At 51.9% G+C, this 13,449-nt stretch carries 11 protein-coding genes; 5 read left to right on the top strand and 6 right to left on the bottom strand.

Annotation, left to right across the window (positions count from 1 at the left end; all coding sequences use genetic code 11):
* Positions 1-110: 110 nt before the first annotated feature.
* On the top strand, positions 111-1,103 hold the full coding sequence (locus tag HMJ29_RS18730; protein WP_171592917.1) for an isoaspartyl peptidase/L-asparaginase family protein: 993 nt from the start codon (positions 111-113) through the stop codon (positions 1,101-1,103).
* A 209-nt stretch (positions 1,104-1,312) separates the two neighbouring features.
* Here the strand turns inward: HMJ29_RS18730 and HMJ29_RS18725 are convergent, their stop codons facing one another.
* Together HMJ29_RS18725 and HMJ29_RS18720 are read right to left on the bottom strand one after the other, a co-directional pair.
* The gene (locus tag HMJ29_RS18725; RefSeq protein WP_171592916.1) at positions 1,313-2,251 is read right to left on the bottom strand and encodes a cyanophycinase; all 939 of its coding nucleotides are present in this window, start codon (positions 2,249-2,251) and stop codon (positions 1,313-1,315) included.
* 186 nt (positions 2,252-2,437) lie between these two features.
* On the bottom strand, positions 2,438-4,258 hold the full coding sequence (locus HMJ29_RS18720; protein WP_171592915.1) for a M1 family metallopeptidase: 1,821 nt from the start codon (positions 4,256-4,258) through the stop codon (positions 2,438-2,440).
* 360 nt (positions 4,259-4,618) lie between these two features.
* Between HMJ29_RS18720 and HMJ29_RS18715 the strand changes: the two genes are divergently transcribed.
* The 3 genes from HMJ29_RS18715 to HMJ29_RS18705 all read left to right on the top strand — a co-directional run bounded on the left by HMJ29_RS18715 (position 4,619) and on the right by HMJ29_RS18705 (position 8,365).
* Positions 4,619-6,394, top strand: a complete 1,776-nt coding sequence (locus HMJ29_RS18715) for a L,D-transpeptidase family protein (RefSeq protein ID WP_171592914.1) — start codon at positions 4,619-4,621, stop codon at positions 6,392-6,394.
* 392 nt (positions 6,395-6,786) lie between these two features.
* A complete protein-coding gene (locus HMJ29_RS20750) occupies positions 6,787-7,395 on the top strand; it encodes a helix-turn-helix domain-containing protein (RefSeq protein ID WP_171592913.1) in 609 nt (202 codons plus the stop codon).
* Positions 7,396-8,194: 799 nt separating this feature from the next.
* Positions 8,195-8,365, top strand: coding sequence for a hypothetical protein (locus tag HMJ29_RS18705; RefSeq protein ID WP_167855213.1), 171 nt, complete (start codon positions 8,195-8,197; stop codon positions 8,363-8,365).
* A 292-nt stretch (positions 8,366-8,657) separates the two neighbouring features.
* Here the strand turns inward: HMJ29_RS18705 and HMJ29_RS18700 are convergent, their stop codons facing one another.
* The 3 genes from HMJ29_RS18700 to HMJ29_RS18690 all read right to left on the bottom strand — a co-directional run bounded on the left by HMJ29_RS18700 (position 8,658) and on the right by HMJ29_RS18690 (position 11,489).
* A complete protein-coding gene (locus tag HMJ29_RS18700; protein WP_171592912.1) occupies positions 8,658-9,116 on the bottom strand; it encodes a DUF6252 domain-containing protein in 459 nt (152 codons plus the stop codon).
* Between the two features lie 267 nt (positions 9,117-9,383).
* Complete coding sequence (locus HMJ29_RS18695; RefSeq protein WP_171592911.1) at positions 9,384-9,869, bottom strand: hypothetical protein; 486 nt, start codon at positions 9,867-9,869, stop codon at positions 9,384-9,386.
* A 213-nt stretch (positions 9,870-10,082) separates the two neighbouring features.
* Positions 10,083-11,489: a DEAD/DEAH box helicase gene (locus tag HMJ29_RS18690; protein ID WP_171592910.1), complete on the bottom strand. Its 1,407-nt coding sequence runs from the start codon at positions 11,487-11,489 to the stop codon at positions 10,083-10,085.
* 314 nt (positions 11,490-11,803) lie between these two features.
* Here HMJ29_RS18690 and HMJ29_RS18685 point away from each other — a divergent pair, with 314 nt between their 5' ends.
* The gene (locus HMJ29_RS18685; RefSeq protein ID WP_171592909.1) at positions 11,804-12,319 is read left to right on the top strand and encodes an NUDIX domain-containing protein; all 516 of its coding nucleotides are present in this window, start codon (positions 11,804-11,806) and stop codon (positions 12,317-12,319) included.
* Between the two features lie 273 nt (positions 12,320-12,592).
* On the opposite strand, the gene HMJ29_RS18680 is transcribed toward HMJ29_RS18685, so the two are convergent.
* Positions 12,593-13,153, bottom strand: a complete 561-nt coding sequence (locus tag HMJ29_RS18680) for a hypothetical protein (RefSeq protein ID WP_171592908.1) — start codon at positions 13,151-13,153, stop codon at positions 12,593-12,595.
* Positions 13,154-13,449 lie beyond the last annotated feature (296 nt).

Here is a 13,449-nt window from a genome sequence, read left to right as displayed (position 1 = left end):
AAACGTACGAAAAAAAACGCGGTTAGGCTAAGTTGGCCACCCCCTTCTGGGGGCATTTACCTGCGTACCTTTACCTTGTATTTTGGCTTTTTTCGAAATAGTTTTTTCTGATGAATATACCCTTTTCGCTAGCTCTGCACGGAGGCGCCGGCACTATTACCCGGCAACTGATGACCTCGGGGCAGGAGCAGCAATACCTACAGGCTCTCCGCGAAGCCCTGGAAATTGGCTACGCCGTGCTGCGGCAAGGCGGGCCCGCTCTTGATGCGGTGGAGTTAACAGTGCGCAGCCTCGAAGACTGCCCATTGTTTAATGCGGGGAAAGGAGCAGTGTTTACCCACGAAGGGCATCACGAAATGGACGCCGCCATTATGGATGGCCGCAACCGGGAGGCTGGCGCCGTAACCGGCGTGCGTACCGTGCAAAACCCCATTAGGGCCGCACGGCTGGTGATGGAACAAACCGACCACGTACTTCTTGCTCACCCCGGTGCTGATGAGCTGGCCCGCCAGCATGGCCTACCTACCCAGCCGGTTGAATACTTTTTCACCCAGCACCGCTACGATCAACTGCAGGAAGCACTGCTCGAAGGTCGAATGCGCCTCGACCATAGTCAGGCCCAGCCGGAGCCAACGCCTTCGCCGTTAGAAGAGCCCATAGCGTTTGAAGAAGATCCTAAAAGGAAAATGGGAACGGTTGGGGCTGTAGCACGCGACCAGCACGGTAACCTGGCGGCTGCCACCAGCACTGGGGGCATGACCAACAAACGTTACTCCCGCATCGGCGACTCACCCATTATTGGCGCCGGTACTTTCGCCGACAACCGCACCTGCGCCATCAGCTGCACAGGTCACGGTGAGTTCTTCCTCCGCGCAGTAGTAGCCCACGACATCAGCTGCCTCATGGAATACCGGGGCTTGAGCCTGGCAGAAGCCTGCCGCATTGTAGTGCATGAAAAGCTTGCGCCAATAGGGGGCGAAGGGGGCCTGGTAGCCGTTGATGCGGCCGGCAACATTGCTCTGCCATTCAACTCCGAAGGTATGTACCGGGCGAGCCTAAGCTCCTCCGATGGGGTACCTTACATTGGCATCTATAAGGACTAACTTTGAGCATCTTTTTTGCGCCTATATATATAAGGAGTAGCTGCTAAATTAGAAAAGCTAGGTAATTGCCTGGTATTCAGAAAATAAGACCTGATTATGCTGCCATAAGAATTATGTGTTATAAAAGACCTTTTCTGCCTCATTTACCAAGTAAAAAAGTGCAGCCTCTCTTTGTAGGAGAGGCTGCACTTTTTTACTTGGTGGTGGCGCTAGTTGGCAGGTGCTGGCTCGTTGGCATCCTGACCAGCCGTTAGGGCCACCGACTCGGCAGCTTGCAGGCGTAGGTTGATGTTCGGATAGAATTCACGCTCGGTTACGTCGTAAATATTGCCCTTTACCAAGGCATGGAGCAGCATATTCTCGATGGAGATGGCCGTGCCCTTTGGGGCCGCGGCCGCGTTGTTGTGCTCCAGCTTATGGCCATCCATAATGATGACGAGGTTAGAGCCAATGGTTTCCATCAGGTGTCCTTCGGTAATAAGCACGCCGGTATCTTCACCAAGCCCAATGCCAATCAGTTTGGGGTGCAATGCCACCGCTTCAATCAACCGCCCGAAGCGGCCGCGCTTTACAAAGTGCGAATCAATTACCACGCAATCAATCAAGCCTAGGCCAGTGCCCATTTTCACGGCACCCTTCATGAGGGCATCTGGCACACTGCCTCCCTTAATCATGGTATGCGACATGGCCATGGCCCCGGCACTAGTGCCGGCAATCACAAAGTTGGGCTGCTTCTGATAGCGCTCCTTTAGAGTGCGCAGAAATTCAGTGCCACCAAACATTTCTGTGAGGCGCGACTGGTTACCACCCGAGAACATTACTACATCAGCCACCTTCAGTCGCTCAACATACTCTGGCTGCAGCGCATCCTCGGGCACCCGAATGTCCATGATGCCCACATTGTGGCAATTGAGCATGGCAAACGACGACACGTAAATGCGTGCTACTTCTTCCGGAATCATGGAAGCGGTAGTGACTACTTCAATCCGTGGATCAGCTTTGCCCGATTCTAGAATGACGCGCTTGAGTATGCCTAGCTCAAAAAAGTTGAGGTAGTATTTTTTTTTCGTGCGCGGGTTAGGGTAAGTGCCCTTGTCTTCATTGCCTCCAATGGCAATCAGCTTACCGAGCGGTTTTATTTTTTTCAATTCGAAGGGTAGCTTAACTAACAAAATGGGAAAAGGCCCACTCGAAGCAAGCAAGCTTCGAGCCAGCGCTAAGCCAGTAAGAGAATTAAACCAGCAGACAGCTGCTCTGGTTCTCCAACTGACTAAGTTCTTAAATGAACAACGTTTGCTGCGGCAATACTACTATTGCTCATCGTACGGCAGAATTCATTCGGTCGGCTTACCCAAAAGCGCGTCGAAGGTGACGCTGGCTACCGCATGGTAGTTTGGGCGGGCTTCGGTGTAAATCTGCCGGGCCCGTGCTGCCCCTCCTGGGGTAGCCAGCAGGGCTTTGTAGAGCGGAACCAAAAATTTGCGCCGGCCCACGTGCGTGAGGAAGTTATGTAGCGCCGCATCAGCCGCTGAGTAACCCGCCGCAATAGTGTGCGGGAACCAAGCCGCTAGTATTTCCGAGTTGCCAGATTGGGTAAAGCCAAAGGCAGCATCCAGTTCAGCAAGCTTTACAGCGGGCAGGGCAGGAGGTAGGCCATGCAGGAAGTGCACCCACTCATGGCTGCTCCACTCCGCCGTGGCCAAGCTAGCCGCCGCCGCTCCGGCTTGCCACTGGCCCAGGGCCTGCTCTACCGCCACAAACCGCGCCGATGAAACCGGCGGAGCCACGGCCGGAATGCCAGGGCCGTTAATCCAGGCATCAAGCTGCACCTGCTCTTCCAAGCCCGGATGTTTATCAAGTAACTCGCGGCGCAGGTAGGCCACAAACGAATCGGTGTCCATGCTCTGGAAACTGTGCCGAGCGAAGTACTCCTTTATAAAGGTGTCTAGCTCTTCGCGCCCTACCAAGTGCTCAAGGGTAAGCAGAAGGTAGTCTCCCTTCTCATAGGCAATTTCGTTCAGGCTCTCGTCGGGGTCACGGCCGGCTAGGGCTAGGTGCAGGTGCGTATCAGGGCTGTCAGGGCCAAGCTCTTCAATGGTATGTAGCAGCCCTGTGTGGCCTAGTACCTGCAACATATCGGAGTAGGGGCGACCGTAAAGTTTCTCCATAATGCGCCGCTCGAAGTACACCGTGAAGCCTTCATTCAGCCAGAAGTCATTCCAGGTGGCATTGGTAACGAGGTTACCCGACCAAGAATGGGCCAGCTCATGGGCCACTAAACTAGTCAGGCTTCGGTCGCCGGCCAAAATGGTAGGAGTTACAAATGTTAAACGCGGGTTTTCCATGCCGCCAAATGGAAATGAAGGTGGCAAGACCAGTAAATCATACCGCTCCCAGCGGTAAGGACCATATAAGTCTTCGGCAGCAACCACCATATTCTCCAGATCGGCAAACTCGCTGGTGGCAGTTGGCAGCGTCGCAGGCTCGGCGTATACGCCGGTCCGGGGGCTGAGCGCTTGAAACTCAAGGTTGCCCACGGCCAAGGCCATTAGATAGGCCGGAATGGGTTGATCCATCCGAAAGTGATAGGTGCCCGTGGCAGAGCGCTGCTGCGGGTTCTCGGCACTCATCAGGGCCAACAGTTCTGCGGGCACCTGCACCTGGGCTTCATACGTGAAGCGTACCCCCGGCGAGTCCTGACACGGTATCCAGGTGCGGGCCAGAATAGCCTGCGACTGGGTAAACAGGAACGGATGCTCCCGGCCGGCCGTCTGCTCGGGTGTCAGCCATTGCAGGGCCGCCGCTCCGGGTGTGGTCCGGTACCGGATGGTAACGGCCTCAGTGCCGGGCTCAAGCACAATTCGAAGCGGCTGGCCTAGCACCGCATCTTCACTACCCAGCGTGAATGAGGTAGGCTCTCCCTCTAGGCCACCTAACAGTACTTCCTCAATTTGTAAGGAGCGGGCATCCAGCAAAAGCTCGGTTGCGCCCGTTGAGTTGGCCAGTTGCCATGTGGCATGGCCAGCCAGCACTCGAGCGTCAAAATCAACAGTAAGGTTTAGCGCTAAATGATGAACGCTTACGTCCTGGGGCTGAGCAAAGCTGTGCGGGTCGGTGGAGGCGGAGGAAATTGAGGGGGCGATGGGGTTAGACATAAACAGAGCGAAAGAAAACTGGCCCAGCCAGAAAGGAAAAAAGTAAAGCTTTGGGCATTAACCGAAGGCACGGATATTGGCTAAGGTACACTTTCACCTATACGATCCTCTAAGGGCAAGGTCGGCAATTAGTATTCTTTCCAGTATGCTAAGCTTACTACTGCCTGGCGTAAATACGTGCGAATAAGGCAGCGTATATCGAAAAATGCTACCTTGCAACAGTAGAGAAGAACTGCTTCTGTGGCAACTCAACGTCACGGAAACCAGTAAAACACCATAGGCTTGGAGTGTAAGTTGGAAGGCTTTTTGCCTGATAGCTGGTAGTCCTCCTAGTCAACGTTTTATTTTCTCTCCCTCCGCATGAACGATACACCCAAATTTTCTTTTTTTACCACCTTCTGCTGCTGGCTCTTTGGGCTGTTGTTGCTCACGTCTACCATATCGTGCAGCCAAGACCAAAAAGCCCAGATTAAGGAGGCATTGCCCATGGGCCTCACGAAGGTTGGCGGCCCTCAGCCCAAGCTTGATAGCGTGTACATTGAAAAGTACATGAGCGCCGAGCCCAAATTCAAGGACCAGATTGAATGGGCTAAGAAGTTTTACAAAGAGCGTGATTTTCGCTTGGGCTGGTTTCGTAACCATGAATTGGTTCCTCAGGCCCAAACAATGCTTGGCGTTATTAATAAAGCCGGAGAAGAAGGTCTAGATCCTAAAGAGTATCAAGTCAAGGACTTCCCAACGCTTTTCGCCTCATTGAAAGAAGCCCAGTCTGACTCAACCAAGCGTAATGCCCTGGAGAAGGAAATTGATGTAGCCTTGTCAAGCACTTACTTTAACTGGGCCTCTGACTTTTATCGGGGTACAGTTAATCCGCGTCAGGTTAAGAGCATTGACTGGAACGTAAAACGCAATAAGATTAAGCTGCACAAGGCCCTCATGACGATTTTGAAGGAGCGTGAGAGCACGTATCCTTACTATGAGTTTGAGCCCTTGCACCCCGAGTATGACCGCCTGAAAAAAGCGTTGGCTGAGTACCGTACTCTGCAGCGGAATGGTGGCTGGCCTACCATTCCGGCTGGTACCAAGCTCAAGCCCGGGGCAAGTTCACCGGCAGTGGCGGCTCTGCGTACTCGCTTGCTAGGCCCTAGTGCCGCTACACCACAGCCGGCCGCTACTCCCGTTCAAAATGTATCAAACAAGACGGGTGATGCCTCTCAGTCGGCAACTGCTACGGCGGCCGCTTCTCAGCCATATGATGCCGAGCTGGTAGCGGCTGTAAAGGAGTTTCAACAGCAGAATGGGCTAACGCCAGATGGCGTTGTAGGTGGTGAAACGCTCCGTTTGCTGAACATTCCACTCTCGCAGCGCATTGATCAGATTGTACTGAATATGGAGCGGTGGCGTTGGATTCCTAAGAAATTTGAACCTAGCTACCTGCTCGTAAACATTCCCGACTATACTCTGCATGTGGTTGAGGATGGCAAAGAGGCCTTCAACATGCGTGTGATTGTAGGCAAAACGCTGAACGCAACGCCAGTCTTCAGCGATAAGGTAGAGTATGTGGTGCTAGCGCCTTACTGGAATGTTCCCTTTAGCATCATCGATAAAGAACTACGCCCGAAATTGGTAGCTAATGCCCAAGGCACCCTCGATCGGCTTGACATGGAAGTAGTAAAAGGGTGGGGGGCTAAAGCTACCCCCATCAACCCTAGTAGCGTAGACTGGGCCAACGTAACGGAAAAGACTTGGAAGTACACCTTGCGTCGTCGTCCGGGCCCCAAGAATGACTTGGGTGATGTGAAGTTTATCTTCCCGAACTCGAACGACATCTACCTGCATGATACTCCCCACGATGAGCTTTTTAGCCAGAGCAAGCGAGGCTTCAGCCATGGCTGCGTGCGTGTAGCAGAGCCTATCAAGCTAGCTGAATACCTGTTGCGTAATAAGTCAGGCTGGGACCGAACCGCCATCCTCGACACCATTGCTGGACGCCGGGAGAAGTATATCACACTTCCTGAGAAACTGCCAGTGTACCTGGTGTATTTTACCGCGTGGGTTGATGAGAACGGCAAGGTCAACTTCCGCGATGACATCTACGGCCATGATAAAGCGCTGGCTAAAGAATACTTTAACTAGCCTCTCCAAATAACGCACTAACAGTAAGCCCCGGGCTCCTGAGATCAGGAGCCCGGGGCTTACTGTTTATGGAGCAAACTTACCAGCGCCTCTTGAAACGAGAGTTGAAGCGCAACATCAGTATGCAGCAATAATGGCCAGGGTCCAGTAATGAAGCGTGACTCCTGAAAGAAAGCAGCAAGCATAAACTTATGATTTCCTACCCGCATAAGCTGCTAAGGCAAGTATGATTTACATATGTTATACAATTGTAAACTAATGTACGTGGTGTTTATATTTATAAACTATGAATGGTCGTTCTTAGTGGTGAATTACATATGTATGCATAATCGAATTTGGCGTTGAAGCAGACTATATATTGCTAGATTTGTAACCAGATAACATTAGGCCTTATGCTTGAGCGTATTCGAGAAATACTGAGTAAGTATCAGCTGACTCCTACTCAATTTGCAGATGCTATTGGTACGGCACGGCCTATTGTGAGCCACATTCTGAGCGGTCGGAATAAACCTAGCTTAGAAGTTGTCCAGAAGATAATTAGTGCCTACCCGGAGCTTTCTCTCCCGTGGTTGTTGAGTGGTACAGGGCCTATGGAAACAGATGCCCCATCTGTTCAGCCACAGGCTGGTACGCCTGGCACCCTCTCTAAGGCCAATAGCAGGCCCACCACGGCACGCGTGGCTGAAAAGCAACCCGCAGCTTCGCAGGAAGTGCAGACGCCAGTAGCTGCTCCTATACCGGTAGCAGCTCCACCATCAATAAAGGAGCCTGTATCTCTAAACCATGAGCCCTTGGGGGGGCCGGCAACTCCAGTAGCGCATGACGTGTCAGCAACGGTTACGACGCCAGTTAAACCGCCTAATCCGGCAGTTACCTCCCCCGTCTCTCCTCCAATCGTAGCTGCGGCCTTTTCGGAGCCTGGAAAAGCTATCCGTCGCATTGTTATCTTTTACAGCGACGGCACGTTTACGGATTATCAGCCCGAGGCAGGCACTATCTAGCTCGAATGGGTAGCTGCCATATGGAGTATTCTTTACTTCTATCTCTCTGCTTTCGTAGGACTGTCTATCTATTGCTACCACAGTGCTTCTAGCTTCTGTAGCCAAGGGCTAAATTGCTTGCTGTTCAATTTGTCAGTATGTGGATAGTGACTGTTTGCGGGGTATTTGGTGTATCTCAATAGGGGTGATAAATGCGTAACAGAATAGTGTGGCGTTTATTAATAAAAGCCAATACTGGAATCTGCTAATGGTTTGAGGTTAGTGGGATTTTATAAACTTATAAGTCATTGTTTTTCAGATGTAAACATGTTGTTGTTTAAGCAAAGATTTTAACTAAATAAGTTGTTGTTGAGATACGTGCTTAGGTGGATATATGTAATTTAAGCAGATGCTATTTTTTGTGGCGTTCAACACACGGGAGTGCTAAGATTTTTAACCTTCTATGCTTGTAAAAAAAATTATATTTCATTTTAATACGTTAAAGGGTGATAGGTGTTTTTGCATTGCAGAGTAGTAACTCTACATGAAGGATATTGCAGCAAACAGCTAGCTCTAGCTGTACATCACAGTGAAACAGTTTACTAGCTACTTCTGCAGCGCTCGAGGTGAAATTATATGTATAGAATTGTTGTTTTCTCTGCCTCTGGTGTGTTTCACTCAATGCCGGCTGCATAAATAATCACGTACACTTGACGGGTGTTACATGTGTAAACTGAGTAGGTAATACCTAGTTTTACTTCAGAGAATAGTTACTCTTTGAGTACTTGGCCGTTTTCGGGACGGTGCTTACCTTTGGGCCATGAAAAATTTCCGTCTCTTCGTCCTGTTCGCCGCTGGCGCCTCGTTGTTCCTGTCGTCTTGCTCGCAAGCTCCCGACGCGGAGAAAGATCCTAACGCCGATGCTGCCTATAAGCGTAGCCACCGCCCTGAAGGATACCGTCAGGCGCAGCGCAGCGACGTCAACTATTAACTGACTACTAGTTATAACTTGGTGGTACCAGTTCTTCATCAGTTGATGCGGTGAAGCAGATGCTTTATGGCGCCGAAAACTCCACCCACCTGCACGCACTATTTGAACCACGACAACTCTGAGCCTGCTTCAGCCTAATGGCCTAAGCAGGCTCAGCTGTTTTAGCTCTATTCATTTATGAAAGGGTCGATACGTAAGAACACGATACTCTTGATATACAACGATTACCTACCCATCAAAGAAGGGCCGGCTTATGCCGGCCCTTCTTTGATGGGTAGGTAATCGTTGTATATCAAAAGGGAACATTAAATATTCCTCCGGTAATTGTTCTGGTTATGGGTGTGCTACCGTAATTGCCTTCTGCGGTAAAAGAAAACGTACCTGTGATAGCAGTGGCAGAAGCCGAAGTAACCGTTATGGTACCACTTACTGATTGGTATAGATTATCGGATATGTAAGATGCCCAAACGCCACTGCCGAACGCGCCAACTGTGTAGGATCCCACTTTTTTGGGCATATATAGCTGTACTGCTTCTCCACCATTACGTGTGCTGCCACTTAACTCAATAATAGTACCTCCTGTATGTAAAGTATAGTTTGGACTTCTGGAGGAAAAGTCGTTGCCATCTACGTTCCAACGCAAAGGAGCCATGTCCGGGGGTACATTATTTTTGGAACAGGAAGAGGACAATAAGGCAAATAGCAGCGGAAATAGAGCGGCCTTTAATACTGTTTTGGCAGGAAACAACATGCGTAAGGATATGGAGGATGGGTGGCATAAAGTTGGGATGTTTTTTTGCTAACCCCATAGCAATGTTTTTAGAGATTAAAAAAACTGTGCTTGTGCCTTACAACAGTACGCTTCATCCAACTTCTCCCCGATGGCAGTGGCCTGGGCCACCGGTAGCTGCTCTTAGGCCTAGCCACGAAGCAACTACATAAGAACAACAAAAAGCCCCGCTACTCTTGGTGTAGCGGGGCTTTTTGGCTCCGGGTGGGAAGTGAGTTGATTCTACAACTAGTGAGCCATCATAGGATGCGGTAGTAGAGCGTCCGTGGTTAGGTCAGAAAGTTGAATAGTAGTCAATAACTGCGCCTCCAGTAAGTCGGCCCAGGTGCGCAGATACAGTACCACATCATCACGCTGGTTGTGGCGCATGGCGTCACGCCGCTCAAAGGGAATAGCGGCTAGGATGGTGGGGTCGGCGAGGCGCTCCAGGTGAGCCAGGTCTTGGCGAGTGAACCCAAGGGCCAGCATCTCATCAATAGTTTCGTCGATGGGTAGGCCGCTAGTAGGGCAATAGTCATTGATCTGGCGCTCCCAGTCGCCGTAGCGCTGCATGGCGCGAGCGTGAATCTCGCCTTTTGTGAGCTTGGTGATAGTTTGGGCCAGATGGCCGCAGTTGCAGCTGCCCATATGGCCCCATTGGTAGGGAGCCTGCGCAACTAAGCGCTGAGCAGTATCGCGCAGCGCCTGAATGACGGAAAGAGTGCTTTGAGCCATATCAGAACGTTGTTGAAGCAGAAATACATGTATAGTGAAGCAGTGCGCTACCCCTTAATAAGGAGAAAGTAGGGGCTTTTGTTTCATCTCCAACTAAGTATCACTTTGCCCTAACGCCTAAAGGGAGATAATAACAAATCGCCCCATCTGCTCAAGCTTCAGCTTGAGCAGATGGGGCAATGAACAAAAGACCTGCAGGCTTCTTACAAGGGGTTAGCGGTTGGCGCCGCCGTTGCCACCGCGAGACCGGCGCCGCTGGCCACCGCCCTGGCTGCTCCCAGCCGTGGCAGCTCGGCCGCCACTGCTGGAGCCTGCTGGGCGAGAGGAGCCTCCACCAGAGCGCTGACCGTGGCCGGCGGGCCGCTCGCCGCTACGGCCTTGTGGGCGACCTTCGCGGCCAGGGCGCGGGGGGCGGCCAGCCGGGCCTTTAGGGCGTTTAATAGCTGGGCCACCAGAAAGTGGTACGGGCGCCACATTATCAGACGCGAAGGGGTGCTGATTAACCACCGGAATCTGCCGACGAATGAGCTTCTGGATATCCTGCAGGTAGGCACGCTCTTCGTCTTCGCAGAAGGAGAGAGCAATGCCATCGGCGCCGGCGCGACCCGTGCGGCCAATGCGGTGCACGTAGGTTTCGGGCTCGTTCGGGATTTCGTAATTAATAACGTGGGTGAGCTCCTCCACGTCAATACCGCGGGCGGCAATGTCAGTGGCCACAAGTACGCGTGTGTCACCGGCCTTGAAGTTGTGCAGAGCCCGCTGGCGGTGGTTCTGCGACTTGTTGCCGTGGATGGCCTCGGATGGAATGTTAGCCTTGGCAAGCGTTTTCACCACTTTATCGGCCCCGTGTTTGGTGCGCGTAAATACCAGCACCCGGCGGATGTTCTTATCTGATAATACGTGCTCCAGCAGAGCCGCCTTATTCTCTTTCTCCACCATGTACACGGCCTGCGTTACCTTCTCAGCGGTGCTGGACACGGGTGTCACGGCCACTTTCACTGGGTTTGGCTTCAGAATAGTATCGGCTAGGTCCTGAATTTGCCCCGGCATGGTGGCCGAGAAAAACAGGGTCTGGCGGGAAGCGGGCAGCTTAGGCAACAGACGCTTGATATCGTGAATGAAGCCCATGTCGAGCATGCGGTCGGCTTCGTCGAGCACAAATACCTCTAAGTGACGCAGGTCGATGAAGCCCTGGTTCATGAGGTCGAGCAGGCGCCCGGGTGTGGCAATGATGATATCAACGCCGCGCTTAAGCGCATTCACCTGCGGAGCCTGGCCTACGCCGCCAAAAATAACAGTGTGGCGCAGCTTCAAGTGACGGCCGTAAGAGGCAAAGCTTTCTCCAATTTGAATGGCCAGCTCGCGAGTGGGGGTGAGAATAAGGCAGCGGATACGGCCGGGAGCGTGGCGCTCTACCAGGGCCGTTTGATGCAGAACCTGAAGTATAGGAACTGTGAAAGCGGCAGTTTTGCCGGTGCCCGTTTGGGCAACCCCGAGGAGGTCGCGGCCATCCAACACGTGCGGAATAGCTTGTTCCTGAATGGGAGTGGGGTTGGTGTATCCTTCCTCGTGCAAGGCACGCAGGATAGGATCAATAAGGTTTAGTTCGTCGAACGACATCAAAAAGAAAAAAAGCAGCTGCCAAACGGGCAGTAGATATGGCAAAACAAGAATTGCGCCGGCAAAGGTCGGCTTTTTTACGCCGACTGCCGGCAAACCTACTATAGGGAAGCCACAACCCTAGTAGGGAGGGGTAGTGAGAAATATAAGGTCAGGAGGTAATCGTGTTACTAATCAGATGATTGAAGGGTTGTTTGCATGCGTGGGTATGCAGAAGCAACCCGCCAGCCCCTGTACTACTTGAGAAAGCAAAACACCCGAGCGCATAAAATCCGTTTACTTTCTTTCGAAGAACTTCAATTACACCACTTGCTATGCGCATCACCGACCGGAAAGTGGCCTACGACGGGCACTACAAACTCAGCCAGCTGCAAGTGCAGGATGGCGATACTACGCTGAAGCGGGAGCGTTTTGAGCCGGGCACTGCTGTGGCCGCACTTATATTTAACACCCAAACCCAACAGTACGTTCTAACGCGCCAGTATCGGGTGGGCCCCGAAAAGGAATTGGTGGAATTAGCCGCTGGCATGGTTGACGGGGGCGAAGAGCCCGAAGAGGCTGTACGGCGCGAAGTTCAGGAAGAGCTGGGCTATGATATAGATTACCTGGAAAAGATTGTTCGTATGCTGCCTTCGCCCGGCACAAGCGCTGAGGTTATAACTATCTTCTACGCCGAAGTAAGCAATCAAAGTGGCCAAGGGGGAGGCCTAGCAGAGGAAAACGAGAAGATTGAACCCGTGTACTATCGTCGGGAAGAGCTTAGGAAAGCTTCCTTCGAAGATGGTAAAACCCTTATAGCAGTTCAGTGGGCCCAACTACGGGATAAGTAGGCCTTTTGGCTGAGCGTAAAACTACTTCTGGCCACAACACAGAAACCCTCCTTGCTGCGGCATTACTTCGCTCTGACAGCTGGTGCTTCATCGAAAGAGCCGTGCAGCTTGATCAGGCTAACAACTGGCCTGGAGCTATACTCGCCTAGTTTAAGTTTCCGTAACTCAAGGCTCTCCCTCAAGCTAACTTCAGGCCCCTTAATTGCCCAACTAGAAAGAGCCAGCTGTTTTGAACAGCTGGCTCTTTCTAGTTGGGCAATTAAGATAAGTGCTCTATTCAGCCTTGATGATGTATTCGAAGTTTTGCTTTGTCTTGGCGTCGTTGATGGTCAGGAAAATATCCTGGGGCGCATCCGTTTTAGTGAATGGCACAGCCCGCTTGCTCATGTACAGGTCGCGGTTCCAGAAGCGGCCCTGACCGCCGGGTAATTCCTGCAGGTTCAGCACTTCCTTACCGTCTTTGGTTTTGGCTACCAGGCTTAGGTAGGCAGGGTCGGCGTTCTGTGCCCCCCGGCGGTACATGGTTACGGTGAGCTGCCCGCCAGCAGGCAGCTGCTGAAAGCGACGCTGGTAGGTGGTATCGGCCCAGTTGTTCATGCGCTTTAGCTCATTTATTTCCGTGAGCAGCACAGAATAGGGGCGGTAGTCTACCCGCGTAACGCAGGCTTCTACCTCCGCGTCCTCGTCGGTATTCTTCGTGACATTGAGCACGTAGGGGCTTTCCTCATCCTTTTTGGGGAACGTGTACTTCTTACGCGGCTTGCCGGGCATGTATTGGGCCGAAGCGGCCAAAGTGCCTAACAATAAGGCGGAAACGAGAAAAAATTTCTTCATATAATTCAATTATGGGCGGTTCAGTAGATCAGTCGGTTTACGACCAGGCAAAGATAGGAAATAGGGTGGGGTGATGCGGAATTGTTTCGGTTAGTGTCTGATAGCACCGGATAAAGTAGTTGTAAGTTTAAGCTAGAAGTGCAGTACAGGCAGTCAGTGTGTGTGGCAAAAGAAATTTTCCCCACGCCATAGTACAAACATTTTGGCGAGGCGCTAGTCTAGTGGTGGCATTTCCTCTATCTCCATTAAAGCCACTCCATCCATTTCCACTGACTATGATTGAGTGTCACTTCAGG

This window comes from Hymenobacter taeanensis, from assembly GCF_013137895.1.
GTDB lineage: Bacteria > Bacteroidota > Bacteroidia > Cytophagales > Hymenobacteraceae > Hymenobacter > Hymenobacter taeanensis.
Note: the sequence above shows the minus strand (reverse complement) of the source record. Positions and strands in the feature narration are given on the sequence as shown.

Coding starts and splice junctions, on each gene's coding strand:
- HMJ29_RS18730 (WP_171592917.1), top strand. CDS start 111: ATGAATATACCCTTTTCGCTAGCTCTGCACGGAGGCGCCGGCACTATT.
- HMJ29_RS18720 (WP_171592915.1), bottom strand. CDS start 4,258: ATGTCTAACCCCATCGCCCCCTCAATTTCCTCCGCCTCCACCGACCCG.
- HMJ29_RS18715 (WP_171592914.1), top strand. CDS start 4,619: ATGAACGATACACCCAAATTTTCTTTTTTTACCACCTTCTGCTGCTGG.
- HMJ29_RS20750 (WP_171592913.1), top strand. CDS start 6,787: ATGCTTGAGCGTATTCGAGAAATACTGAGTAAGTATCAGCTGACTCCT.
- HMJ29_RS18705 (WP_167855213.1), top strand. CDS start 8,195: ATGAAAAATTTCCGTCTCTTCGTCCTGTTCGCCGCTGGCGCCTCGTTG.
- HMJ29_RS18700 (WP_171592912.1), bottom strand. CDS start 9,116: ATGTTGTTTCCTGCCAAAACAGTATTAAAGGCCGCTCTATTTCCGCTG.
- HMJ29_RS18695 (WP_171592911.1), bottom strand. CDS start 9,869: ATGGCTCAAAGCACTCTTTCCGTCATTCAGGCGCTGCGCGATACTGCT.
- HMJ29_RS18690 (WP_171592910.1), bottom strand. CDS start 11,489: ATGTCGTTCGACGAACTAAACCTTATTGATCCTATCCTGCGTGCCTTG.
- HMJ29_RS18685 (WP_171592909.1), top strand. CDS start 11,804: ATGCGCATCACCGACCGGAAAGTGGCCTACGACGGGCACTACAAACTC.
- HMJ29_RS18680 (WP_171592908.1), bottom strand. CDS start 13,153: ATGAAGAAATTTTTTCTCGTTTCCGCCTTATTGTTAGGCACTTTGGCC.